The sequence below is a fragment of the Pelodictyon luteolum DSM 273 genome (genome assembly GCF_000012485.1).
Taxonomy (GTDB): Bacteria; Bacteroidota; Chlorobiia; order Chlorobiales; family Chlorobiaceae; genus Chlorobium; species Chlorobium luteolum.
Genome location: NC_007512.1, coordinates 332,050 through 356,015 on the forward strand (window position 1 = coordinate 332,050; position 23,966 = coordinate 356,015).

24 protein-coding genes and 1 tRNA gene are annotated in these 23,966 nt (G+C 60.4%); 14 read left to right on the forward strand and 11 right to left on the reverse strand.

Annotation, left to right across the window (positions count from 1 at the left end; genetic code table 11):
* Positions 1-49: 49 nt before the first annotated feature.
* Positions 50-640 (reverse strand): DNA-3-methyladenine glycosylase, encoded by a 591-nt coding sequence (locus tag PLUT_RS01660; RefSeq protein ID WP_011357084.1) that lies wholly within the window; start codon positions 638-640, stop codon positions 50-52.
* A gap of 104 nt (positions 641-744) precedes the next feature.
* Here PLUT_RS01660 and PLUT_RS01665 point away from each other — a divergent pair, with 104 nt between their 5' ends.
* Genes PLUT_RS01665 through PLUT_RS01680 form a run of 4 tightly spaced genes read left to right on the forward strand, consistent with a single transcriptional unit; the run spans position 745 to position 3,766 of the window.
* On the forward strand, positions 745-1,542 hold the full coding sequence (locus PLUT_RS01665) for a ParA family protein (RefSeq protein WP_011357085.1): 798 nt from the start codon (positions 745-747) through the stop codon (positions 1,540-1,542).
* Positions 1,543-1,566: 24 nt separating this feature from the next.
* Positions 1,567-2,454 (forward strand): ParB/RepB/Spo0J family partition protein, encoded by an 888-nt coding sequence (locus tag PLUT_RS01670; protein ID WP_011357086.1) that lies wholly within the window; start codon positions 1,567-1,569, stop codon positions 2,452-2,454.
* A gap of 45 nt (positions 2,455-2,499) precedes the next feature.
* The gene (dapB, locus tag PLUT_RS01675) at positions 2,500-3,246 is read left to right on the forward strand and encodes a 4-hydroxy-tetrahydrodipicolinate reductase (protein ID WP_011357087.1); all 747 of its coding nucleotides are present in this window, start codon (positions 2,500-2,502) and stop codon (positions 3,244-3,246) included.
* A 4-nt stretch (positions 3,247-3,250) separates the two neighbouring features.
* Entirely contained in the window at positions 3,251-3,766 is a 516-nt protein-coding gene (locus PLUT_RS01680) for a hypothetical protein (protein ID WP_011357088.1), read from the forward strand.
* On the opposite strand, the gene menE is transcribed toward PLUT_RS01680, so the two are convergent.
* The 8 genes from menE to PLUT_RS01720 form a co-directional block, all read right to left on the reverse strand.
* Positions 3,741-5,228 (reverse strand): o-succinylbenzoate--CoA ligase, encoded by a 1,488-nt coding sequence (gene menE, locus PLUT_RS01685; protein WP_011357089.1) that lies wholly within the window; start codon positions 5,226-5,228, stop codon positions 3,741-3,743. The genes PLUT_RS01680 and menE overlap by 26 nt on opposite strands.
* On the reverse strand, positions 5,216-6,289 hold the full coding sequence (gene menC, locus PLUT_RS01690) for an o-succinylbenzoate synthase (RefSeq protein WP_011357090.1): 1,074 nt from the start codon (positions 6,287-6,289) through the stop codon (positions 5,216-5,218). The genes menE and menC overlap by 13 nt, the downstream gene beginning before the upstream one ends.
* Positions 6,286-7,107, reverse strand: coding sequence for a 1,4-dihydroxy-2-naphthoyl-CoA synthase (menB, locus tag PLUT_RS01695; RefSeq protein WP_011357091.1), 822 nt, complete (start codon positions 7,105-7,107; stop codon positions 6,286-6,288). The genes menC and menB overlap by 4 nt, the downstream gene beginning before the upstream one ends.
* 8 nt (positions 7,108-7,115) lie before the next feature.
* Entirely contained in the window at positions 7,116-7,958 is an 843-nt protein-coding gene (gene menH, locus PLUT_RS01700) for a 2-succinyl-6-hydroxy-2,4-cyclohexadiene-1-carboxylate synthase (protein WP_041463728.1), read from the reverse strand.
* A gap of 63 nt (positions 7,959-8,021) precedes the next feature.
* Complete coding sequence (locus PLUT_RS01705) at positions 8,022-8,744, reverse strand: uridine kinase family protein (RefSeq protein ID WP_011357093.1); 723 nt, start codon at positions 8,742-8,744, stop codon at positions 8,022-8,024.
* Between the two features lie 99 nt (positions 8,745-8,843).
* Positions 8,844-10,595, reverse strand: coding sequence for a 2-succinyl-5-enolpyruvyl-6-hydroxy-3-cyclohexene-1-carboxylic-acid synthase (gene menD / locus PLUT_RS01710; RefSeq protein WP_011357094.1), 1,752 nt, complete (start codon positions 10,593-10,595; stop codon positions 8,844-8,846).
* Entirely contained in the window at positions 10,592-12,013 is a 1,422-nt protein-coding gene (locus PLUT_RS01715) for an isochorismate synthase (protein ID WP_011357095.1), read from the reverse strand. The genes menD and PLUT_RS01715 overlap by 4 nt, the downstream gene beginning before the upstream one ends.
* A 28-nt stretch (positions 12,014-12,041) precedes the next feature.
* Positions 12,042-12,656 (reverse strand): tetratricopeptide repeat protein, encoded by a 615-nt coding sequence (locus PLUT_RS01720; RefSeq protein ID WP_011357096.1) that lies wholly within the window; start codon positions 12,654-12,656, stop codon positions 12,042-12,044.
* Between the two features lie 131 nt (positions 12,657-12,787).
* Here PLUT_RS01720 and PLUT_RS01725 point away from each other — a divergent pair, with 131 nt between their 5' ends.
* Positions 12,788-13,042: a heavy-metal-associated domain-containing protein gene (locus PLUT_RS01725; RefSeq protein WP_238974606.1), complete on the forward strand. Its 255-nt coding sequence runs from the start codon at positions 12,788-12,790 to the stop codon at positions 13,040-13,042.
* Between the two features lie 52 nt (positions 13,043-13,094).
* Positions 13,095-13,838 (forward strand): NYN domain-containing protein, encoded by a 744-nt coding sequence (locus PLUT_RS01730; RefSeq protein WP_011357098.1) that lies wholly within the window; start codon positions 13,095-13,097, stop codon positions 13,836-13,838.
* Positions 13,839-13,896: 58 nt separating this feature from the next.
* Here PLUT_RS01730 and PLUT_RS01735 read toward each other — a convergent pair.
* Positions 13,897-13,971 (reverse strand) — tRNA-Asp (locus tag PLUT_RS01735).
* Positions 13,972-14,100: 129 nt separating this feature from the next.
* On the opposite strand from PLUT_RS01735, the gene PLUT_RS01740 reads away from it, so the two are divergent.
* The 4 genes from PLUT_RS01740 to kdsB are packed head-to-tail and all read left to right on the forward strand — an operon-like array spanning position 14,101 to position 16,846.
* The gene (locus PLUT_RS01740; RefSeq protein WP_011357099.1) at positions 14,101-15,444 is read left to right on the forward strand and encodes a citrate synthase; all 1,344 of its coding nucleotides are present in this window, start codon (positions 14,101-14,103) and stop codon (positions 15,442-15,444) included.
* A gap of 49 nt (positions 15,445-15,493) precedes the next feature.
* A complete protein-coding gene (gatC, locus tag PLUT_RS01745; RefSeq protein ID WP_011357100.1) occupies positions 15,494-15,781 on the forward strand; it encodes an Asp-tRNA(Asn)/Glu-tRNA(Gln) amidotransferase subunit GatC in 288 nt (95 codons plus the stop codon).
* A gap of 7 nt (positions 15,782-15,788) precedes the next feature.
* The gene (locus tag PLUT_RS01750; RefSeq protein WP_011357101.1) at positions 15,789-16,094 is read left to right on the forward strand and encodes a DUF167 domain-containing protein; all 306 of its coding nucleotides are present in this window, start codon (positions 15,789-15,791) and stop codon (positions 16,092-16,094) included.
* Entirely contained in the window at positions 16,091-16,846 is a 756-nt protein-coding gene (gene kdsB, locus PLUT_RS01755; protein WP_011357102.1) for a 3-deoxy-manno-octulosonate cytidylyltransferase, read from the forward strand. The genes PLUT_RS01750 and kdsB overlap by 4 nt, the downstream gene beginning before the upstream one ends.
* On the opposite strand, the gene xseA is transcribed toward kdsB, so the two are convergent.
* Positions 16,835-18,043, reverse strand: coding sequence for an exodeoxyribonuclease VII large subunit (gene xseA / locus PLUT_RS01760; RefSeq protein ID WP_011357103.1), 1,209 nt, complete (start codon positions 18,041-18,043; stop codon positions 16,835-16,837). The two genes, kdsB and xseA, sit on opposite strands and share 12 nt — an antisense overlap.
* 163 nt (positions 18,044-18,206) lie before the next feature.
* On the opposite strand from xseA, the gene PLUT_RS01765 reads away from it, so the two are divergent.
* The 4 genes from PLUT_RS01765 to PLUT_RS01780 are packed head-to-tail and all read left to right on the forward strand — an operon-like array spanning position 18,207 to position 23,887.
* Positions 18,207-19,193, forward strand: a complete 987-nt coding sequence (locus PLUT_RS01765) for an SPOR domain-containing protein (RefSeq protein ID WP_011357104.1) — start codon at positions 18,207-18,209, stop codon at positions 19,191-19,193.
* The gene (bchY, locus tag PLUT_RS01770; protein ID WP_011357105.1) at positions 19,174-20,430 is read left to right on the forward strand and encodes a chlorophyllide a reductase subunit Y; all 1,257 of its coding nucleotides are present in this window, start codon (positions 19,174-19,176) and stop codon (positions 20,428-20,430) included. Before PLUT_RS01765 ends, bchY begins: the two co-directional genes overlap by 20 nt.
* Positions 20,427-22,496, forward strand: coding sequence for an ATP-binding protein (locus PLUT_RS01775; protein WP_011357106.1), 2,070 nt, complete (start codon positions 20,427-20,429; stop codon positions 22,494-22,496). Before bchY ends, PLUT_RS01775 begins: the two co-directional genes overlap by 4 nt.
* A gap of 32 nt (positions 22,497-22,528) precedes the next feature.
* Positions 22,529-23,887: a sigma-54-dependent transcriptional regulator gene (locus PLUT_RS01780; RefSeq protein ID WP_011357107.1), complete on the forward strand. Its 1,359-nt coding sequence runs from the start codon at positions 22,529-22,531 to the stop codon at positions 23,885-23,887.
* The last annotated feature ends 79 nt before the right edge of the window (positions 23,888-23,966 follow it).

The window sequence follows — 23,966 nt, forward strand, 5'->3', positions numbered from 1 at the left end:
AGGACATTTTTTTACAACTTTCCAACATCGCCGTGCCATTTTGTCCCCCTCAGGAGGGGCGCCCCTTCGAGACGTGGGGGCTGTCGGCAAGGTATTTCCTCCATGGCAGTTCGCGGCTCCTCGAAATCCCGACCCGGGTTGAAGTGCAGATCATCGAGGGTTGCGGCGAAGGTGCATCGAGCAGGAAGAACTCGTTGCCGAACAGATCCCTGCCGCTGGAGCTCCGCTCGACGCCGAGGGCGCTGGTGAGCTTGGCCGGTCCGCTCATGAGGGCGGTCTCGACTGTCGTCTGCCGCCGCTCCTGCATGCAGGGGATTCCTTCAACCGGTTCCATCGCCCGTATGAGCACGGCTCCGGCCGTGCCTTCGGGTTCGGTGACGATGTTCAGGAGATGGTGGCATCCGTAGGAAAAATAAACGTACAGGGTGCCGGGGGCCTCGAACATGACCCGGTTCCGCTCAGTCTTTTTCCTCCACGCATGGCAGGCCTCATCGTTATGGCCGAGATAGGCTTCGGTTTCGACGATCCGCCCCTTCAGGACGGTGCCTGAGGGCGTGATGCGCACGAAAATCTTTCCGAGGAGGCGCTCGGTGAGCGCCAGGGTGGGAGCCGTGAAGAATTGTTTTCCGAGCCGCGTCATGGCCTGCGAATAGAGTTTGTAAAAGATGTACTAAGTAGTATAATGTAGTATGTCACTTTTGAACTTCAACTCCTGCAGATTCCCCTCCCTAGATTCCTAGATACATGGGCCGAGTAATTGCGATTGCAAACCAGAAGGGCGGGGTCGGCAAAACGACCACGGCCGTCAACATTGCGGCTTCCATTGCGATTTCCGAGTTCAGGACGCTGCTCATCGACATCGACCCCCAGGCCAATGCGACCTCGGGTTTCGGTATCGACAATGGCGAGGAGATCGACAACACGTTCTATCAGGTGATGGTGAAGGGGGGAGAGATCAAGGATGCCGTCATGCGCTCCAGCCTTGAGTACCTCGACGTCCTGCCCTCGAACGTGAACCTCGTCGGCATGGAGGTGGAGCTGGTGAACATGCGCGACCGAGAGTATGTGATGCAGAAGGCACTGAAGGCGGTCAGGAACGACTACGACTACATCATCATCGACTGCCCCCCGTCGCTTGGTCTCATAACCCTCAACGCCCTTACCGCGGCCGATTCGGTGCTCATCCCGGTCCAGGCGGAATACTACGCGCTTGAAGGTCTGGGCAAGCTGCTCAACACGATAAGTATCGTGCGCAAGCACCTGAACCCGAAGCTCGACATAGAGGGCGTGCTGGTGACCATGTTTGACGCCCGCCTCCGTCTTGCGACCCAGGTGGCCGAAGAGGTTAAGAAGTTTTTCAAAGACAAGGTATACCGTACCCACATCCGCAGGAACGTGCGGCTGTCCGAGGCTCCGAGCCACGGCATGCCGGCCCTCCTGTACGATGCCCAGAGCATAGGGTCGAAAGATTACCTGGACCTTGTCCGGGAGATGTTCGAACGGGACGGAAACATCAAAAAATTTAAAGTCCGGCAGCAGTAGCCGCCGGCGGACGGGTCAGGGGATATGGCGAAAAACGCATTGGGAAAAGGCCTGAAGGCGCTGATCCCGGAAGAGGGGTTCTCCAGGGCAGGACGGGACGAGGTCGATGTTCCCATGCAGGACGGGGTGATCGGCAGCCTGCCGGTCGAGAGCATTCACGCCAACCCGTTCCAGCCCCGCAAGGAGTTCGACGAGACGGCCCTTGAGGAGCTGATGAACTCCATACTGGAGAACGGCGTCATCCAGCCGGTGACGGTGCAGCGGGACGGCGAGGGCTACCAGCTCATCAGCGGCGAACGGCGCCTGCGCGCAGTCCGCAAGGCCGGCTACAAATTCATTCCCGCCTATGTCATCGAGGCCCGTAGTGACTCCAGCAAGCTCGAGCTTGCGCTCATCGAGAACATCCAGCGCGAAGACCTCAATGCCATCGAAGTGGCGCTGGCACTCAAAAGCCTGACGACGAAGTGCAGCCTCACTCAGGACGAAGTGGCCAAGAAGGTCGGCAAGAACCGCTCTTCGGTCAGCAACTTTCTCCGTCTCCTGAAGCTTCCGCTGCAGGTGCAGGACAGTATCCGCAGCCGTGAAATCTCCTTCGGCCACGCCCGGGCCCTCATCAACCTGCCGGGTGAACAGCAGCAGCTGAGGGTATGGAAGCAGGTGATCGCCCACCAGCTCTCCGTGCGCCAGACTGAGGCCCTCGTGGCCCGGATGTTCCGCGAAGACGGCAGTGCCGACAAAAAGGCGAAGCCGGAGCGCGAGCCGCATGTCGCCGAGCTCGAATCGCTTCTTCGCAACAAGCTTGCCACAAAGGTCCGCATCATCGAAAAGAAGGGTGGCAAGGGAGAGATCCACATCCAGTATTTTTCAGGTGACGATCTCGAAAGGATTCTTGAAATCATGGGTGACGAATAAGCCTCCGGCACTCGTCACGAACCGCATAGATCTGTACAAAAGCGTATGAAGTTCACTTTGGTAGGAAACGGACGGATGGGCAGGGAAGTTGCCGCCGTAATCAGCCGTTCAGGCATCCATGAAACCGCGGCAGTCCTTGATGTTGATGCCAAAATCACTCCCGACTCTTTCCGCGGCAGCGATGCCATCATCGACTTCACCGTCCGCGATGCATTTCTTCAGAACCTCGATGCCATGCTCGCCTCGGGCGTGCCGGTCGTGGCCGGAACAACCGGCTGGGACGATGTCCGCGCCGGGGTCGCTTCCAAGGTGAAGGCCGCCGGCGGTTCGCTGCTCTACTCCGCCAACTTCTCTCTCGGCGTAAACATTTTTCTTCGCACCGTTCGTGAGGCGTCACGCCTCATCGCCCCGTTCGAACAGTTCGACATTGCTTTCAGCGAACAGCACCACACTGCCAAGGCTGATTTTCCGAGCGGAACGGCTCTTGCCGCAGCCGAGCACATCCTTGCTGCAAACAGCCGTAAGCACAGCATCGTGCGCCAGTTGCCGGATGGCAGGAAGATTCAGCCCGACGAGCTGCAGGTCGCAGCCATCCGGCTCGGCGGAGTCTTCGGCAAGCATACAGCCTTTATTGATTCGGAGGCGGACGAGATCGTGATTTCCCATACTGCCAAGAACCGTTCCGGCTTTGCTTCCGGTGCCGTAGAGACTGCCGCCTGGCTGGCCCTGCGCCACAAGACAGCTCCAGGGTTCTATACCATGGACGACTTCCTGAACGAAAGACTCGCATAGCCGTATGGTGTTCCGGGAAAAACTTTTCGCCGTCATGCTCACGGCCTCCATCGTCATCCTGACGACCACAGTTCCCTACCTGACCCTTGTCAACGTCTTCCTGTTTCTGGGGATATTCATGGCGGGATCGGTTGGCCTCAACCGCAGCATCCTGCGATTCCAGGTGCGCCTTCCCTATAACGAAGCCTTCATTCTCGCCTTCTTCGGCGGCGTGGTGGGCGGGATTCTCTCTGAAGCGGTTTCATGGGTGCTGATGGAGACGCTTTCCTATCGCCCCGGGACTGAAAGCCTGTCGCTCGTCATCAGCTGGGTGCTGGAAATGGCCCGTGACCGCCCGGAACTCAATCAGCAGGTCCAGTCGCTGCTCGAGGCTGAAAAACTCGCCCTCGCTCCGCTTTCGCTCTCCCTCACCGACCTGGTTCAGAGCATGCTCTTCTCTGCGGCTTTCTATGCGCCGATTGCCGGATTCGGAGGGATGTGGGCCGTGTTCCGACTCAAGCGCAAGGCAGCCCGCCGCTAGACTCTCCCCGGCGGTACTCCGCAGCCATCTGCCTATACCAGGCCCGATCCGTCTTTTCCGATCCCGGAAGCGTTGTCCACTGGCACACCCGGAAAAACACCACCGGCGTTTTCAGACGGCCGACCCGCATCTGCATTTCGCGGCGGAGGGTTTCGTCGTCAGGGCCGTCTCCTCCGGCAGTACGGATAAATGCCGCCGGACGCTCTCCATATTCGGGGTCCCGCACGGGCGCCACCACGGCTTCAAGCACACCCTCAATCTCCCTCAGCGCCCTTTCCACCTCTTCTGGGTGAATGTTTTCTCCGCCAGAGATGAACATGTCGTCTTTTCTTCCGAGCACCCGCACCGTGCCGTCGGCGGCAAGCGAGCCGATGTCACCGGTATGGAACCACCCGTCCGGGTCACCGATGGGGTCTATGGCTCCGTTTCTGAGGTAGCCTGTGCAGAGGCACTTCCCGCGCACCAGAAGCTCGCCGTCCGGTGCCTCCCGGACCTCCCTCCACGGGAGCACCCTGCCGCTGTCGGAGCGGTGCCTCGCAACCGGAGCGTCGGTGGTGGCGATCTGCGAGGCCATCTCCGTTGAACCGTAGCTCAGGTAAATGGGGAGGCCTCTTGCGGCAGCCTCGTCGACGAGGCTGCCGGAAGCAGCACTTCCGCCGAGGAGTAGGGCTTTGATTCCGGCCGTCAGGGCCGGATCATTTTCCCTGTAGAGTAGCCGGAAAAGCTGGGTCGGAACAAGCGAGAGGTGCGAGATCGGGAAGCGTTCGAGGGAGTCGGTGAGGGATGCATGCGGCCGGTCAATGGCAAGGGCGCCGCCCGATGCCAGTGAACGGAAGATGAGGGCGTAGCCGCCGACATGGAAAAGGGGGAGCGACAGGAGCCAGGTGTCTCCGGGCCCGAACGGCAGGTTGCTGTTGGAGCCGAGTGCATTGTACCAATGGTTCTCCAGCGAGTGCACCGCTGCTTTTGCTGTGCCGGTGCTTGCAGACGTGTGGATTATGGTGATTGGCCGTACGGTCGTGCCTTTGTGGTTCAGCAGCGCACTCCGGCGGTCCGGGAGGGCGGAGGCTTCAGCGAGCAGCTCCGCGGCGTCAATTGAAGCCGTATCCGTGTCCGGGGCGGGGCATTCCGCTCCGGTGATGCAAAGGGACGGCTGCAGCTCCTGAAGCATCTGGCGCAGCCTTGCTTCCGGCAGGCGGTGGTTGAGGGGGGCCGCCACCATTCCTGCGCTGAGGAGGGCGAGCAGGATGAGGACCATATCGGGAGTGTTCGGGGAGATGATGGCGACACCATCACCATCCCGGAGGCCCCTGTTCAGGAGCGCGGCGGCTATCCGTCCGGCCATGGCGCTACACTCCTTGAATGAACGGCTGCCATCCGGGGTGAGAAGCATGGGCATCGGGCCGAACCGGGAAGCGGCATCGGCCACCGGGTCCGGTGCCGGAGACCTCAGAGGGTCCATACCGAAGCGAGGCTGAGGTTTGTGGTTCGGACTTCCCGGGTATCTAGGTAGAGGCTGGCTGCGTCGAGCGAGCCCCCTTCAGCATGGAACGCTGTGGTCTGGATATCTTCCTTCAGATGGCGGAACGTGTCGAGACCGCAGGCCGCTGGCCTCACGGAGGTCGCTGCGGCAAGGATGGCGTAGAAGCCGAGGCTGATGCTGCTTTCAAATGCCGAGCTGAAGACGGCCTGCATATTATGGTCTGCCGCATACCGTACCAGATTGAGTACGGCGGCAACGCCACCGAGGCAGTTGGGTTTGAGCACCAGGGCACCGATGGTCTCCGGGGGCAGTGCTCCGAGGAGTCCGGGTTTCTGCCAGAGGGTTTCATCCAGAGCGGAGCGGATGCCGGTCTTTGCATGGTATTCCGGAATGTCGCGTGGCTGCAGGAGCGGTTCCTCGATGTAGGTGACGCTGTTCTTGGGAAGTTCACGGGCGAAAGCAATGGCGTCGTCGAGCGGCATTGACTGGTTGGCATCAAGGCGGAGTTCAACCTGACTGCCGAACAGCCGGTGCAGGGCGTGGACAGCGGCGGCTGCTTCCTCGGCGTTCTCTTTTCCGACTTTGAGCTTGAACGCACGGTACCCTTCCTGGTAGCTGGCCTGTGCCCTCAGGAGGACTACGTCCGTCGATCCCATGAGGAGAGCGTTCAAGGGCACCCGGGGGAGCATACTCTCTCCTGGAACCGAAAACGGGTGCCGGCCGCTGATTGATGCCTCAAGGTTCATGACGGCCATTTCCAGACCCATGCGCACTGACGGGAACAGTCCTTCCGTCATGAGCGCGGCGCCGCTCTCCCCGTGCATGGCGAGGGTTTCGACTATCTGGCGTTCTGCCGATTCCGTTGTCTCGCGGTGCAGCCCCGAGAGCGGGGCGATTTCGCCCCATGCGGTGTGCTTTCCGTCTCCGGTCTTAAGGGCAAGCAGCACGCCATCGCGCTGCAGAAGGCGTCTTCCCCTGACGGTTACCGGCTCGTTGAACGGCAACGAATACCGGTAGAGATAAGCATAGGAGGCAGTCAAGGACGTTTCGGGAAACGGCTGAAGTCGGGCTTGCGCTTTTCGACAAATGCGTTGCGCCCTTCCTGACCTTCTTCGCTCATGTAGTAAAGGAGCGTGGCGTTGCCGGCCAGTTCCTGCAGGCCGGCCTGCCCGTCGCAGTCGGCGTTCAGTGATGCTTTCAGGCACCGGATCGCCAAGGGTGAGTTTGCCAGAATCTCGCGGCACCACTGCACGGTTTCCTCCTCGAGTTTCTCAAGCGGGACCACGGTGTTGACGAGGCCCATGTCGAGCGCCTCCTGAGCCGTGTACTGACGGCAGAGGTACCAGATTTCGCGGGCTTTTTTCTGGCCTACGAGGCGGGCCATATAGCTGGCACCCCAGCCGCCGTCGAAGGATCCTACCCGCGGGCCGGTCTGGCCGAACCGTGCGTTTTCGGCGGCGATGGTGAGGTCGCAGAGCATGTGCAGCACGTGTCCGCCGCCGATTGCATAACCGGCAACCATGGCGATGACCGGTTTCGGGCAGGTGCGGATATCGCGCTGGAAATCAAGGACGTTCAGTTTGTTGACACCTTTGGCATCGGCATAGCCGGCATTGCCGCGGATTTTCTGGTCGCCTCCGGAGCAGAATGCAAGTTCACCCGCTCCGGTCAGGATGACTACGCCGACTGCTTCGTCGTTGCGTGCATCCTGCAGCGCCTCGATCATCTGCTCGACGGTCTGTGGGCGGAACGCATTGCGCCGTTCCGGGCGGTTGATGGTGATTTTGGCGATGCCTTCGGCTTTATGGTAGAGGATGTCGGAGAACTCCCCGCACTGGCTCCATGCTATGCTGCTCATTACGGCTCTCAGTCTTGCTGGTTGAAGAAATGCTGCAGGCGCTCCTGGAATCGGTCCCGTGCTTCGATGTGCAGCGTGTGGCCGCAGCCGGGGAAGGTTTCAAGGCGCGAGTGAGGGAACAAATTAACCATTTGACGGCCAATCTCAAGGTATTTGGGGTCTTTTTCCCCGGCCATGAACTGCACCGGCACCGGGCTTGCGGCACATTGATCCCAGAAAGAGGGCTGATTGCCTGTGCCGAGCAGGCGGAGCGCCCGGGCAAGGCTTCGGGGGGATCCCTTTTGGCGAAGTGTTTCCACCTCATGGAAGAGAGGATGGCTTTTAAGGGTGGAGAAGAGCGGCTGGCTGTACCAGAACTCCAGGAACCCCTCGAAGTTCCGCTCGATCTTGCGGGCGGTTCCCTCATCGCTTTTCCTTCTGGCTAGACGTTCTTCTTCTGTCCGGAGCCCCGGGGAGGAAGAGACGATCACTGCTCTCTGAAAGAGTTCGGGGTGGCGAAGCAGAAGGGCGACGCCGATCCTTCCTCCCATTGAATAGCCTACGAGAAAGCCCGGTGCGGGGAGCAGCTTTCGAAGACCTTCGGCGAGGGTGTCGACAGTATGGAGAAAATACCCGCTCGAAGCTTCGCTTTCCTCCTGCAGTCCGTCCGGACCGTTGTCCCTGAAGACTGCCCCACCGTGACCAGGAAGGTCGACGAGGATGCAATGGAGGCTGCCGGAGAGGCCGGAGGTGAAGGGCAGCCAGTCGCTGCCGGAGCCGAGGAACCCGTGCAGGAATACGACGGACGGAAGCGACGGGTCGCCGATGGTGGTGAAGCGGAGCGGGACCTGAATCGGGGTGATGGTATCCATTGTGCAATATAATGATCCTGCTGCACCCTCCGTGATCCACTTACAGGCTGAAGTGAGGGCCATTCAGCCTGCGGGTGTGACGGCATGCGCAGCACGTCGCTGCCATGGACGGGGCGCATGACGGACGATGGCCGGGTCGAATACCCTGAAGTCCCGGTCCACGTGCAGGTCTGCCAGAGGTTTGAGTGAACGCACATGCTGGTGTTCGCGTTCGAGCACGCTCCAGCGGTAGCCGTCCGTCGGTTCTTTCGCCCGCAGCATCTGGCTGAGCTTCGTGTCGTGGTAGGTGAGGTCGATGAATACCCTAAGGTCCACCCCTTCGGTACGGATGGCATACAGGCCGTCGATGATGAGCAGCTGGATCTTGCTGAAGTCGGTGAAGAGCTGGTCGACCTCCTCGGTGATGATGTCGATGCAGGGGATCGAGACGCTGCGTCCTTGACGGAAGTCCCCGATGTTGCGGTGCAGCTGCTCCCAGTCGTATTCCTGCACCCCTACCGCTTCGAAGTTGCTCTGTATGCGGTGCTCGCGACGCTGAAGCGGATGGACCCGGTAGTAGTTGTCGGTATGGAGGATCTTGACCCTGATGCCCCGGCCTTTGAGCAGGAGTGCGAGGGAGTGCGAGAGTTCGGACTTTCCTGCACCCGATTCTCCCGATATGGCTACGACGAACTTCTCTCCGGGCTGATTCTTCCGGAGCTGTTCGATATCCAGCAGCACCCGCTCAAGAATGGCGCCTGCCGCCGATTTGTGCTGGTCGTTGATCAGCAGTACGTCTCCCAACATGGCTATAACTTCTTGGTTGCGCCTGTCAGTATGCTATACCGTTCATGCCCCCATGCACTAAGTAACGTTTTTCTCCGCGAAGAGACAAGGGAAACCGGTTCAGCGGTCGGTGAAGGCAGTTTCTGCAAATGCGTTGAACCGCGCCTGCAGGGTGCGGTGCTGTTCGACATTTTCGCTGCGGGAAGAGGCGATCTCGATGATGGTGCTTTGGGGAGCCTCTCCGGCAGCGAGGAAGCACTCCTCGAATTCCCTGTTGGTCCGGGGCGCGGCGTAGCGGAGCCCGAACATCCCGGCGGCATGTTGTGCATGGAAGTGCTGCGGGGTGGCGAAGTGCTCCTCGAAAATGTCATTGCAGGATGCAACCGGGAGGAATGAGAATATGCCGCCTCCGTTGTTGTTGAGGAGCACGATGCGCATAGGCCGGGAGAGGGAGCGGAGGAGCGAGAGTGCGTTGAGGTCGTGGAGGAATGCGATGTCGCCGATAAGGAGCGTGACTTTCCTTCCGAGGCCTTCCCCGTATCCTGCCGCCGTTGAGATGATGCCGTCTATGCCGCTTGCTCCGCGGTTGAGCCCGCACGGCAGCCCGTCCGGCTGGAGTGCTGCGGCAAACGAGTCCAGCTCCCTGACCGACATGCTGTTTGATGTGAAGAGCGCCTCCCCGGGGGTGATGAGCTGCGAGATTTGGCGTGCAGCGGAGATTTCGCTGAGGGGAATGCTCGCTTCCGTCAAGTCGTCAAGCGCCCCGCTGCAGTGCAGGAAGAACCCTTCGGCTGGTTCCTTGATCGCTGAGGGTTCGCTCCTGCAGCCCATGAGGCCTTCGGCGGCAGTCTGGAGTGAGGACTCAAGAGAGAGGCTCACCGGGTGGTCGGGGGCGTAGCGTTCGGGATGCTCCCTGATGACTACATAATGCGCGGGCTTCCATGCTTTCAGGGCTGCCGATGGATGGCGGGCGATGAGCCGCCCTCCGAAATGCACGACAAGATCAGGACGGAACCGGCCGAGAAACGCCGGAGTGGCGAACGCCTGCTGCCATGCCAGTGTCCCCTCCGTGAGGCGGAGGCCCGAGGAGAGATCTGCGTAGAGCGGGATGCGGAGGTCATCGGCAAGAGATGCAACAGCACGGGCGTCATCTGGAGAGGGAATGCTTCCTGCAATGAGGAGCGGCCGGCGGGCCGTGGCCAGCAGTTCGCGGATGGTCGCCATGGCGCGCGCATCGGGACGGCGTTCAGGCTGAGCAGATGAAGTCCGGGGGCGGCCGTCGAGCTTCCATGCCTGGAGGGGCTCAAGCCAGGGGTCCTGGCCTTCAAGCGGTTCCGGGTCGAATGGTTCCCTGAATGGCTGGTTCAGGTGGACGGGGCCCCGGGGTGCGCCGAGGCTTTTAGCGACGGCGTGCTCAACGGTCGAAAGCAGCGACTGGAGAGGGATTTCCGTTGATGGCTGCGGCAGCTGCATGTGCCAGCGTGCGTAGCGGCCGAAGATGCCGTCCTGGCGGATGGTCTGGTTGGCTCCGCACTCCTGGAGGTCGAAAGGCCTGTCGGCGGAGATGACGATCATCGGCACGAAATCCGCCGAAGCCTCGACGACGGCGGGGAAGTAGTTGGCCACTGCGGTACCGGAGGTGCAGACGAGGACGGCAGGGCGGCCGGTCGCTCGGGCGTGGCCGAGGGCGAAAAAGCCTGCAGAGCGCTCGTCGGGGAACATTTTCCAGCTCGCACGGGGGTTCCTTGCAACGGCGGCGGTGAGCGGAGTGGAGCGTGAACCGGGCGAGATGCAGAACATTGAGGCATTCTGGCGGATGAGCTCCTCGACGAGGACGGCGCTCCAGATCGTTGTTGCTTGGCGGTTGTTCATGCCTTGTCCTCTGTGATGGCCAGCAGGTCTCCGATTTTCTGCTCGACCTCGTCCCATTCCAGTTCAGGGTCGGATCCGCGGACGAGCCCTGCGCCTGAGTACAGCGAGGCGGTCGTACCGTTGACAAGCGCCGAGCGGATGCCGACGGCGAACTCCGCCGCATCCCTCATGATCCACCCTACCGGCGCGGCATACCAGCCGCGGCTGAAGGGTTCGAGCTCCATGATGTGGCGCATGGCCTCCTCTTTCGGTACACCGCCGACGGCCGGCGTCGGGTGAAGGATAGAGAGCACTTCCCCGTCATCGGTGCATTCGGGTTTCAGGACGGCCGAGCAACGGGTGTAGAGGTGTGCAAGGCGGTTCAGCTGCAGTACCTGCACCTCATCCTCCATCTCGATCTGGCTGCATGCCGGGAGGAGCTCGTTGTAGATCATGTCTTTGACGAACCGGTGCTCCCTGATGTCTTTTTCTGAGCCGAGGAGAGCCCGTGATGCATGCTCATCGGTGAGGTCCGCGCCCTCTTTCGAGCAGGTGCCGGCAAGGGCCTCGGTAAGAAGCCGGGATCCGTCCCGACGGTAGAGGCGTTCGGGGGTGAAGCTCAGGAACGCACAGCCCTCTTCGGGTTCGAAATAGAACCGGTAGGTGGAGTTCTGGGGATAGGGGTGACGGAGAAGGAAGAGCATGGGGTTGCAGGCTGAAGCGAACTCCAGAGTGGTTTTGCGGGCGAGCATGATTTTCTCGGTGCTGCCGTCTTCGAATGTCGCAATGGCTTTGCCGCAGTTCCGTATCCATCCCTCCCGGTCTGGGCTGCATGAACGGCCGGTGACGGCCGGGAGGCGCTCCCCGTTGTCGCCGGCATCACTCGGGAGTGAAGCGATGAGGGTACGGGCATCCTCTATTCTGGCAAGGGTTTCATCGGGGGTGCCGGCAAGGATATGGCAGGTAAGGGTACAGGCTCCGTTTTCCATGGAGAGCTCAAGGAGCGGGAGGATGAAGGAGAACGCCGGAAAGTTTTTCCAGTCGTGGTCCTGCTGTTCAATGTTGTTGAAGGAGATCCCTCCGAAATACCTCGCAGCGCGGCTCTTTTGGGCCATCGATTCACCAAGGATCCTGAATGCGGAACTGTTCTGTTCCCTGCCGCTGTATGTAATGCGGTCGGCGACACCGATGCCGGCGGCGGCATAGTCCTGCTCACGGTTTCTCCAGAATATTCTGGGGCGGATGTTCTGGGCGGCGAGCCACTTGGCGGGGTCTGATGGCTGCAGCGGCTGACGGAACAGCATAAGCGTACCCGGCGGATGGAGGGGGTTGGCGCCATCTCTGCCATGCTGCTGGAGTGCTGTCTGGATGGCTTCGGCCGCCTGTGCTATCGGTAGGGGGGTCTCTGTGGGCGTGATGATGATATGGTGGTCACTCATAAGTATCAGTCGGCATTGTAGTGCCTGTTCACGGCTTTTGGCCGTCCGGCTTTCCCCCTTTCAGATGGCTTTGCAGAGAAACGGCAAGATAATTGTTTTTATCCAGAAGCCAGTCATAAATCTGACGGGCTTCAGCCATCCTGTCGAGGTGTGTGAAGCATACGGCAAGGTTGTAGTGGGCTTCGGTAAAGGAACGGCTGTTTGCAATCGCCGCCTCATAGGCCTCTGCAGCAAGCCTGTAGTCTTTCAGCTGCATGAGGGCGTTGCCGAGGTCGTAGTTGCGCAGCGAGTCCGATGGTGCGCGTTCCAGGTGCTTCCGGAACCAGTCGCGGGCTTCCGTGTAGCGTTCCTGATTGAAGCGGACCGCCCCGAGGGAGTGGTAGGCCGCGTCAAGCTCCGGATCGATTTTCAAGGCTCCGCTGTATGCCTCTGCCGCTTCGTCATAGCGCTTTGAGCGCGCGAATGCGTTTGCGAGGTTCATGAGGGCTCCGGTGTCATCCGGATGCTGCCACACTTCCTGCTGGAGCGAGCGGATGTCATCCTGCGGTTTGGTGCAGGATGAGAGGACGGGAAGCGCCAGCAGGCCGATGAAGATGAGGGCCCTCTTGAGCAGGGTGTGCGGCTGCAGCATGGATTGTTTCATGGGCTCCCTGGCGTGGTCGGAATGAGCCGGACCCCATTCTGGCTGTATCGTGAGGGGGAACGGTAAAGAGTAAAATATACACACACGGCCCATCTTCTGCCAAGGAAAGATTTCGTGATGGGCCGCCGTCATTGTACCTTACTGGTAAAGGCGAGAAACTCAGAGCATATGGAGGCAGCATGAAGCAGGACGTGAGGGTTGAGGGTATGACGTGCGGCGGTTGCGAGCGTTCGGTGAAGGAGGCGCTGATGGAACTTGAGGGCGTATTGTCCGCGGAGGCGTCCTTCCTGGAGAACGTGGTCCGGGTGGACTACGATCCCGATATGATCAGCATCCGGGCCATTATGTCGGTTATCGTCGAACTGGGGTTCAGGGTCGTGCCGTGAGACCCTTGCCAGAAGGTCAACAGGAACACATTTCACAGGGGGTACAAGTCCAATGGCAGAGGATAGATCGGACAGGCTGGCGGTGCTTATCGATGCCGACAACACCCAGCCCTCCATTATCGAAGGGCTTCTGGCTGAAATTGCCAAATTCGGTACATCAAACGTCAAGCGCATTTACGGAGACTGGACTTCGACGGCCCTGAAAGGCTGGAAAGAGGTGCTGCTTGAGTACTCGATCCAGCCCATCCAGCAGTTCGGCTACACGAAAGGCAAGAACTCGACCGACAGCGCCATGATCATCGATGCCATGGATCTGCTCTATACGGGGCGTTTCAACGGGTTCTGCATTGTCTCGAGCGACAGCGACTTCACCAAGCTTGCCGTCCGCATCAGGGAAGCCGGCCTGACGGTTTACGGCTTCGGCGAGCAGAAGACGCCGGGCCCCTTTGTTTCGGCATGCGACAAGTTCATATACACCGAGGTGCTTCGTGCAAAAACAAACGAGAACGAGCCGATAAAGCGTAGGTCGGCGGCCGACCTCAAGCAGGATACCCGCCTCGTCCGCCTTCTGCGCAATGCAGTCGAGGCATCATCGGATGAGGCTGGATGGGCCCATCTGGCGGCTACCGGCAGCAACATAGCCAAGCAGTCTCCGGAGTTCGACCCTCGTAACTACGGTTACGGCAAACTCGGAGAACTTATCGCCGCAACGAAACTGTTTGAGGTGGATGAACGCATCGGCGGGGACGGGCAGTCGAAATCGATCTATCTGAGAGACAGGCGGAAACGGAGCTGAGGGAGCCGCCCGGGCAAGAAATGAAAAAGGCCCCTCGGGTGGGGACCTTGTTTCCTTGCGGAGCTGACGGGGCTCGAACCCGCGACCTCCTGCGTGACAGGCAGGCGCTCTAACCAGACTGAGCTACAGCTCCGTGAAAGAGTTGTAAATGTAGGTAGCGGCCCCTTGAAATCCAAAAAGTATTTTCCTTTTTTTTCTGAGTATATTAACCGCCCGGGGACGGCCTCCTCCGGCTACTTTAAAGGATGTAACCAATCACGCAATGACCACTGTAAACTCTTCGGGCTCGCTGACAGTAACCGACAACCGTACGGGAAAAACCTATGACATCCCGGTGGAAAACGGTGCATTCAAGACAATGGATTTTCGTCAGATCAAGGTATCTGACGATGATTTCGGCCTCCTCGGTTACGACCCCGGGTTCCTGAATACCGCATCCTGCAAAAGCGCCATTACCTACATCGACGGCGATCGCGGCATCCTCCGCTACCGGGGGTACCCGATCGAGCAGCTGGCCCTGCACAGCACGTTCCTCGAGACGGCCTACCTGCTGATCAAAGGGGAGCTGCCTGACAAGGAGCGCCTGGCAGTATGGTCCTACAACATCCACCACCACACCATGACCCACGCCAACATCGTGAAGTTCATGGACGGGTTCCGCTACGACGCCCATCCGATGGGCATCATGGTCGGTACAGTGGGTGCGCTTTCCACATTCTACCCCGACGCCAAGGACATCATGAACGAGGACTCCCGCAAGCTTCAGGTGCGGCGCCTCATCGGCAAGATCCCGACGCTTGCTGCCATGAGTTTCCGCCACAGCATGGGTTTCCCCTATGTCCTGCCGGACAACGACTTGAGCTATCCCGGCAACTTCCTCTCCATGATGTTCAAGATGACGGAGCAAAACTACAGCCCGAACCCCGTGCTTGAGCGTGCGCTCGACGTGCTCTTCATCCTCCATGCCGATCATGAGCAGAACTGCTCGACCAATGCGGTGCGGGCCGTCGGCAGTTCCGGCGTTGATCCCTACACGGCAGTTGCCGCCGGGTGCGCCGCCCTGTACGGCCCCAAGCACGGCGGAGCCAACGAGGCGGTCATCCGTATGTTGATGGAGATCGGGTCCATTGAGAAGGTGCCTGAGTTCATCAAGTCGGTCAAGGCCGGTTCCGGACGGCTGATGGGATTCGGTCACCGGGTATACAAGAACTACGATCCCAGGGCGAAAATCATCAAGAAGATCGCTTTCGAAGTGTTCGAGGAGACCGGCCGCAGCCCGCTGCTCGACATTGCGCTCGAGCTTGAGCGGATCGCACTCGAGGATGACTACTTCATCTCACGCAAGCTCTATCCTAACGTGGATTTCTATTCCGGCCTGATATACAAGGCGATGGGCTTCCCGCTCGACATGTTCCCCGTTCTCTTCGCCATCGGCCGTATCCCCGGCTGGCTGTCGCAGTGGACCGAGCACGTCCAGGACAGCGACCAGAAGATCGCCAGGCCGCGTCAGCTTTATCTCGGAGAGGAAGCGCGCGACTGGATGCCGATCGAATCGCGTCCGAGAAACAGGATGGACGAAAAGAAGCTGGACATCTGCCGGCTGTAAGGCCGGCGGGAGTTTTTTTATTTAATACGAATCAGACGGGATCCTTACTATGTCGGTTACAAGAAAAGATGTCGATTACATCGCCGAACTTGCACGCCTCAGCTTCACTGATGAAGAGGCTTCCAGAATGACGGACGAGCTCAACAGCATCCTTCACTATGTCGAGAAGCTCGGCGAACTCGACACCGAAGGAGTGCTGCCGCTCAGCAACATCCATGACCAGAAGAATGTGCTCCGCGACGATGTGGAGCGCCCCTCCATTTCGAACGCCGAAGCCCTGCAGAACGCGCCCGACCGTCAGGACCGGTTCTTCAAGGTCCCGAAGGTGATCGGATAGGATTGCTGTGGTCGAGTTCCATGAAAAGAGGGGTAATGCGGTGTTCGGTGTGCGGGTGCAGCCCCGTTCCTCGAAGAGTGCTGTTTCGGGTCCATACGGCAACGCCCTGAAAGTTACCCTGAAAGCGGCCCCTGTCGATGACGCTGCCAACCGCGAGTGCTGCCGCCTGTTCTCGAAACTCTTCTCCATACCCGACAGCCGGGTATCGATCGTGTCAGGCGCTGCGTCCAGAACCAAAAGCGTCATGCTTGAAGGGCTCTCGGCAGAAGAGGCCCGAAGCATCCTTCGAAACTCCTCCATCCCCGGACTATGAACGCCGTCATCCTCATTCCCGCCCGCCTCGATTCCAGCCGCCTTCCCCGCAAAATGCTTGCCGACCTTGAGGGTGAACCGCTCATCGTGCGTACCTGGCGTCAGGCGCTCCGCTCAAACCTCGCCTCGCGCGTTGTCGTGGCTGCCGACAGCCCTGAAATCGCCGCCGTGCTCGAACCCCTCGGAGCTGAAGTGGTGCTGACCTCGCCAACGGCCTCCTGCGGCACCGAGCGCATCGCCGAGGCGGCCCGCAGCATTGAAGCCGATGTCTTCCTGAACCTCCAGGGTGATGAGCCGCTTATCAGTCCCGAGAACATCGATCTCGCCCTCCAGCCGTTTTTCGATGCTCCCGCCGGTTCGGCCCTCCCTGACTGCACGACGCTGGTCTTCCCGCTCGGTCCCGATGACCGGACCCAGATCGATGATCCTCATGTGGTGAAGGTGGTGATGGATGGCGAAGGAAATGCGCTGTACTTCTCCCGGAGCCCTATCCCTTATGTGCGCAACAGCTCCCCTTCCTTGAGGTTATACCGCCATGTGGGGCTGTATGCCTTCACGGCCGAAGTGCTTCAGCGCTTTGCCGCGATGCCGGTGTCGATGCTCGAGGAGGCCGAGTCGCTCGAGCAGCTGCGGCTGCTTGAAAGCGGGTTCCGCATCCGCTGCGTGAATACAGCCGTCGACAATCCCGGAGTGAATACCCCTGAAGACCTGGAGCTGGTGAGGAGCCTCCTTCGTCGCGCCTCAAGGGCGTGAGCGCAGCTTCCCGGTGAGGGAAGCCGGAATCGTGCCGTCGTGGAACCAGAGCTCCACGGCCTCGCTCTCCTTGAGCGAACGTCCGTCGGTCACCACGTTTCCCTCTTTCTGTACAAGGACATACCCGCGCTCGAGCGTTTTGCGGTAATCGAGCAGGTTGAGGTGAGAGAGGGCAGCCTGGTAACGCTGCAGGGTGTTGCGGTAGGTGCCCTGGAGGCTCCTTGCCATCCTGTCACGCATACCCTCCACCCGTTCTTCGAACTGCTGCAGCATGCTCAGCGGGCGGTTGAACGCGTAGCTGCCGCGGATGGAGTCGACCTCCCGTTCCGCTCCCTGAACCTTTCCCATGACAAGGCCTGACTGGGTGGCGGCATGCGCCGCGATGTGGCGAAGCAGTTCAAGGCTGTCGGGGACGGCAAGTTCGGCAGCAATCGAGGGAGTGCCGGCGCGCAGGTCGGCCACCATGTCGGCGATGGTGATGTCTGTCTCATGGCCGATGGCACTGATGATGGGTATGGCTGAGCGGTGGATCGCTTCAGCCACACTTTCCTCGTTGAATGCCTGCATGTCCTCCATGGATCCTCCGCCCCGGGCGATGATGATGACATCGGGCCGGTTCCGGCTCTCTCTGTTGAACCAGCTGATGGCTTCCCGGACCGATAGGGCGGCGTCGCGTCCCTGTACCTTCACCGGGTAGAGCCGGAGAGCTGCTGAAGGGAACCGTCGGGACAGCACGTTCTGCATGTCTTCGATGACGGCGCCGGTCGGCGAGGTGATGAGGCCGATGGTCTCCGGGAAACGGGGGGGCATCTTCTTGCTCTCTTCGCTGAACCACCCGAGTCCGGCGAGCTTCCTGAGGAGTGCAGCAAACGCCAGCTGCAGTGCGCCCTCTCCCTCCTCGGTGAGGGCTGAGCAGATGAGCTGGTAGCGGCCTGAGGGCGGGTACACCTCGAGCCTTCCTTCGGCAATGACGCAGATGCCGTCCTCTACCGTGGTCTTTATGCGGGCTGCGGTGTGTTTCCAGATGACGGCGGGAATCTGGGCCCCTTCGTCCTTGAGGGTGAGGTAGATGTGCCCCGAACTGTGCTTTTTGCAGTTGGAGACCTCCCCCTTGACGCTCACGGCGGGGAATATGGATTCAAGTTCGCCTTTGATCCGTTTTGTCAGTTCGCTGACTGAAAGTGTCTTCTCCGCCATTGCTTCCCCGGGGTGGATGGGTTCAGAATATCGCTGTACAGGATAAGTAAGGAAAAAAATCCTCATCGGGCGCGGTCTTTTCCTGCCAGCCCTGCCGCCCGGGGAATTTTTTTACGGGTATGTGTTATATTGGTTTCATTTACGGTAATCTCCCCATTTTTCTATGGCTGCAAGTGACTGCATAGAGCGCCTCTCCGGCCTTCTCGCGCTTGACGAGGGCGCAGCCGGAAGCCTCCTGGCCCGTTTTTCCCGGGCGATGTCGGCCGAGCTTCTGGAGCGTGGCTCGGTAGCCGTCAGGGGACTCGGCTCCTTCAGGATCAGCTACTCACCTCCGCTGAGAGAGTCAGCTGAGAGCGGATGGGTCTACACCGCACCGTCGAACGCCGTCGTCCATGGCCGTCGGACCGGCCGCGACCAGACCCGGTACCTGCTACGGACCCGTCTGCAGATGGACGAGGGTGACTTGAAGCGGACGTCGAGAGCGCTCTATAAGGCTTTCTCGGGGGCGCTTGGACGCAACGGCGCACTGATCCTTCCGGGGTTCGGCCGCTTTAGGGAAGATGCCTCCGGGCACAGTGTATTCCGTCTTGAGCCCGGCCTTCATGAACTCATCAACAGCGACTATCAGGATCTGGCGTCCATCGGGATGGACGCTCCCTTGCGCCGGAGACGTTTTGCTTCCGTTGCCGGTGCCGCCGCTCTCGCCCTGGTATGTTTTGCGGCGGGGTTCCTCACTGTCCGCTCCGGCGTGGTGACGGACCTGGCTCATCTGCTGACGGGCGTGTTCCGGTCGGAGGAGCTGCCGCAGCCGATACCCCTGCCGCCGCCTCCGGCTCCGGCTCTTTCTTCTGGCAGCGTTGCGGAGAATGTGCTGCTTGAGGAGGGGGAGTTCACCATTGTGCTGGCAACCTTCACGCGTCGCCCGACCGCCATACGGGAGCAGGCCCGGTTTGATTCGGCGGGCATCACGGCGGTTGTGTGGCCGGCACGCCAGGATGGCCGTGATTACTGGCGTCTCCGGACCGGCCGCTACCGGTTAAGGAGTGAAGCGCTCGAAGCCATGCACGGCATGCCGCAGCGGATTGCCGGGGGAGCATATATACAAAAGGTCATTAAACGGGTTGTCTCCAATGGAGAAAAAGAACTGTAAGGCACTGCATCCGCAGTCGATGTGCCCCGCGTTCGGCGGGCTCAGGGTCCTGACGAGGATCGATGGTTCCCAGGTCTGCCTTGCTGCTGACCAGGGGTGTTTGTACGGACTGACCTTCGTGTCGCAGTTTTATGCGGCCCGCAAGTCCATTATTTCCCCCGGGCTGATGAATGCAGAGATTTCCGGCGGTACGATGATCGACGACCTGCGCCGTACGGTCGAAGAGATCGCTCTGGATCCATCGGTCCGGCTGATCCCTGTGGTCAGTACCTGCGTTGCCGAAACGGCCGGCATCGCCGAGGAACTGCTTCCGCGCCGGGCGGGCAACGCAGAGGTGGTGCTCGTGCGCCTGCCGGCGTTCCAGATCCGTACCCATCCGGAGGCGAAGGATGTGGCGGTTGCAACCCTGCTTGAGCGGTTCGGTGATTTCACGGCTCCGAAGAAACAGCGTTCCGTCGCTCTCATCGGTGAGATTTTTCCGCTTGACGCCATGACGGTCGGCAGCATACTTCAGAAAATCGGTGTCAGTTCCGTCGTTACCCTTCCGGGCACGGCGCTCGAGGATTACCGGGAGGCTGGACGGGCAGAGGTTGTGGCCGTGCTCCATCCGTTTTATGAAAAAACGGCGGACCTCATCCGTTCGAATGGCGGAAAGATCGTCGAGGGCAACCCGATCGGAGCCAATGCTACGGCGGGTTGGATCACCCGCATCGGTCGTGCCCTTGGTCTCGAGTCCGAAGCCGTGGCTGCCGTTGCACAGGAGGAGGCTGCGAAGGTACGCGACGTGATGGGCCGCTTCAACACGCTTGATGGACGGGTCATCGTTGCCGGATACGAAGGAAACGAGCTTCCGGTCGTGCGTCTGCTGCTTGAGGCAGGGCTCGAAGTGCCCTACGCATCGACATCAATCGCCAAAACCCCGCTCTGTATGGAGGACGACCGGGTGATCTCGATGCTCGGAACCGAAATCAGGTACCGGAAGTTTCTTGAGGACGACATGCAGGCGGTGGAGGAATACGCTCCCGATCTCGTCATCGGCACCACCTCGCTCGACAGCTTTGCCAAGGAGCGGGGAATCCCGGCCATCTATTATACCAACAATATATCCGCACGCCCGCTCTTTTTCGCGGCCGGGGCCGCAACGGTGCTCGGCATGGTGGCCGGCCTGCTCCAGCGCAAAGACGCCTGGCAGACCATGCGGGAATACTTCGAGGGGACCCGTCAGGGGCTTTTATGAGCCGGATTAAGCAGTTCCGGCAACGACTGTTCCTCCTCCATCCGGCATCCCTCGGGGGTATTTTTTTTCTTCTCTTCATCGTCTTTCTCACCTCTACCCTGTTCGAATACCGATACCGCCGGCTTGAGATCGAGCACATGATGGAAGAGGAGGCCTCGCTTCTTATCCATGCACTGACGGTCGGCGCCGAAAACGCCGTTGAGGGCTACAACGGGAACCGTACGATTTTGACCGGAAGCCTCCTTGGACGGCTCCGGCTGCTCGACCGGCTCGACCGCCAGAAACCGCTGACCTCCCGTGCCCTTAAGGATATTGCCGGAAGGGGCGGTATGTACCGGATCAACGTGTTCGACCGCACTGGCCGGCGCATTGCCTGGAATGTTCCGCCAGACCATGCACCCTCGCTTCACCACCGGGATCCGAAGCGGGAGCTGGAGCCGATTCTGTCCGGCAGGGTTGACTCTCTCGTGCTTGGCATCAGGCAGAGTGTCTCGGACCGGGGCCCCCGGCTCATCGCTGCAGTCGCCAGAAGCCGGGGTGGTGCCATTGTCGGCAATGTCGATGCTTCAGAGCTGCTTGAGCTCCGCCGAAGTATCGGCGCGGGGAGCCTGATACGGAAAATAGGCGCCGGCGAGGCGGGCATCGACTACATCATCTGGCAGGATACCACGGCAATCCTTGCGGCGACCCCGAACGTATCGGGCGCTGACCCGCTGCTTGCCGATCCGGTGCTTGCGGCTGCCTTGAGGGCGAGGAAGCCGACGACGCGCATGACCGAATTCGACGGCAGGCCTGTGTTTGAGGTCGTCAACCCGTTCTATTACCGCGGAGCCAATGTGGGCCTGCTTCGCGTCGGCCTCAGAACCGACCATTTCAACGCGGCCTTCGCCAAGCTCCGCAACCGGTTTTTCATGATGCTCGGCCTTCTCTTTTTCGGGGGACTCGCCCTGTTCAATCTGGTGATTACCAGGCGCGACAGGGCCCTTGCCGCCGGGGCCTATCAGAGGGTAAGCACTTTTTCCTCATCGATGCTTACAAGCATGGCCGATGCGGTGCTGTCGGTCAACGGCGCCGGCGCCCTCACCCTCTTGAATGCCGCAGGTGAACGACTGTTCGGGGTTCGGGCGGATGATGTTCTTGGCAGGTCTGCCGCATCGCTCTCGTTGGAGCTTGCGTCGCTTTTTGCTGAGGCGGCTTCGGGTGAGTTCTCTGTGATGAAGCGGGAGTTCCGCTGCCGGGCCGGAGGGCGGGAGCATGTGCTCGAGGGAAGCTTCAGCAGGATCTCGGAGGGCCAGGGGGGTGCTGAGGACTGGCAGGGGACCGTTGTCGTGCTACGTGACCTCACGGAACACCATGCCATGCAGGAACGACTTGAGCGGCAGGGGAAGCTTACGGCGATGGGTGAACTGGCTTCAGGGGTTGCCCATGAGATCCGCAACCCGCTGAACGCGATCGGTCTCATCGCCCAGCGGCTTGACATCGAGTTTACCCCGAAGGAAGACGAAGCAGAGTTCCGGCACCTTCTCCGGACGGTTGTCTCCGAGGTGCACCGCCTCAACGCCATCATCCAGCGATTCCTTCGCTTCGCACGACCGCCGGCGCTCGAGGTGGTTCCGACAGATCTGGCTGCATTCGCCGCAGATTACCGTGCAGTGCTTGAGGGTGAGGCCTCGGACAAGGGGGTTGCCTTCAGCCTCTCCGGCGCGCCGGGAACGGTTGCCCTGATCGATAGGGACCAGATGCAGCAGGTACTGCTCAACATCGTCCGCAACGCCGTGGAAGCTACATCCCGGGGAGGTGCTGTGTCGGTTTCGGTGTCGGCCGATGCAGGATCGGCTGTCATCGAGGTGGCCGATACCGGAAAAGGAACAACGCCGGATGAGCGTCATCGGATGTTCAACCTCTACTTTACAACGAAGGATGACGGAACCGGCATGGGGCTGAGCATCGCAAGCCAGATCGTGCAGTCCCACGGAGGGACGATCGAGGTGAATGACCGCCCGGGGGGCGGAACCGTATTCAGGATCCTCGTTCCGCAGGCCCCGCCCTCGGGCGGGGATTCCTGAATAAGCTACCCTTAACGCATAGAGAGAACAGCATGGGACATACGATTCTTGTCGTTGAAGACGAAAGGGTGCAGCTTGAAAGCATTGCAGGGTTTCTTCTCAAGCAGGGCTACCGGGTCATGACTGCCGACCGACCGGCAGGGGCGCTTGTCATTGCAGGTGAAGAGGCGGTGGACTTGGTGCTGAGTGATTTCAGAATGCCGGGGATGAGCGGCGTGGAGCTGCTCGCCGGGCTGAAGCAGCTCAATCCCGACATCGACGTCATCATCATGACTGCATTCGGCAGCGTCGAATCAGCAACAGAGGCGATGAAACTCGGCGCAATCGACTACATCACCAAGCCTGTCGACCTGCATCGCCTGATTGTCATGATCCGCAACACGCTCGAGCGGCGGCAGCTTGCCAGTGAGAACCGCCAGCTCCGTCGTGAACTGGCCGGCCGGACGGGGATGGCGGGCGTTGTCTCGCAGTCGGCTGCAATGAACAGGGTGATGAGCATTGCCTCGAGGGCAGCATCAAGCAGCGCTGCTGTCCTCATAACCGGCGAGACGGGAACCGGCAAGGAGCTGGTCGCCCGGGCTCTCCACTACGGCGGAGACCGGAGGGAGGGGCCGTTCATTGCCGTCAACTGCGCCGCACTGCCTGAATCACTTCTTGAAAGCGAGCTGTTCGGTCATGAAAAGGGCGCCTTCAGCGGCGCTGACCGTCAGCGGAAAGGCAGGTTCGAGGCTGCTGCGGGCGGGACTCTTTTCATCGATGAGGTCGGCGATATCCCCCAGTCGCTGCAGGTGAAGCTTCTGCGTGTGCTGCAGGAGAAGACCTACGAACGGGTCGGCAGCTCACAGTCACTCAAGGCGGATGTGCGCATCGTGGCTGCCACCAACCGGGACCTCGAGGCGATGGTTGCCGATGGAGGATTCCGCAGCGACCTGTTCTACCGCCTGAATGTGGTCCCTATCCGGATTCCGCCGCTCAGGGAACGGCGTGAAGACATCGGTCCGCTCGTAGACGCCTTTCTTTCGCGCTTTTCGACCGAAAACGGCAAGCCATTATGCGGGTTGTCCCGCGAGGCGCTGGACCTGCTTATGAAATACCCGTGGCCCGGCAACGTCCGTGAACTTGAAAATGTCATCCAGCAGGCGGTCGTGCTCTCCCGCGGCGACACCATATACATGGAAGAGTTGCCGCTGCGGGTTCATGAACCGAAAGCTGATATCGCCTCTGCTGCCGACGGCGGCTTTACCCGGCGGGTCGAGGCGTTCGAACGTGCGCTCATCCGTGAGGCCCTGAGGGATGCCGGCGAAGTGCAGACCCGGGCAGCCGAACTGCTCGGCATCAGCGAGCGGCACCTGCGCTACAAACTGAAGAAGTACGGCATGAAGCCCGGCTGACTCAGTTTCTGTTTCGACCATGTGGTCGAACGGGCGACGGCATGGTCGCTGAGGGCGGGGGTGCAGGGCAGGCACGGTT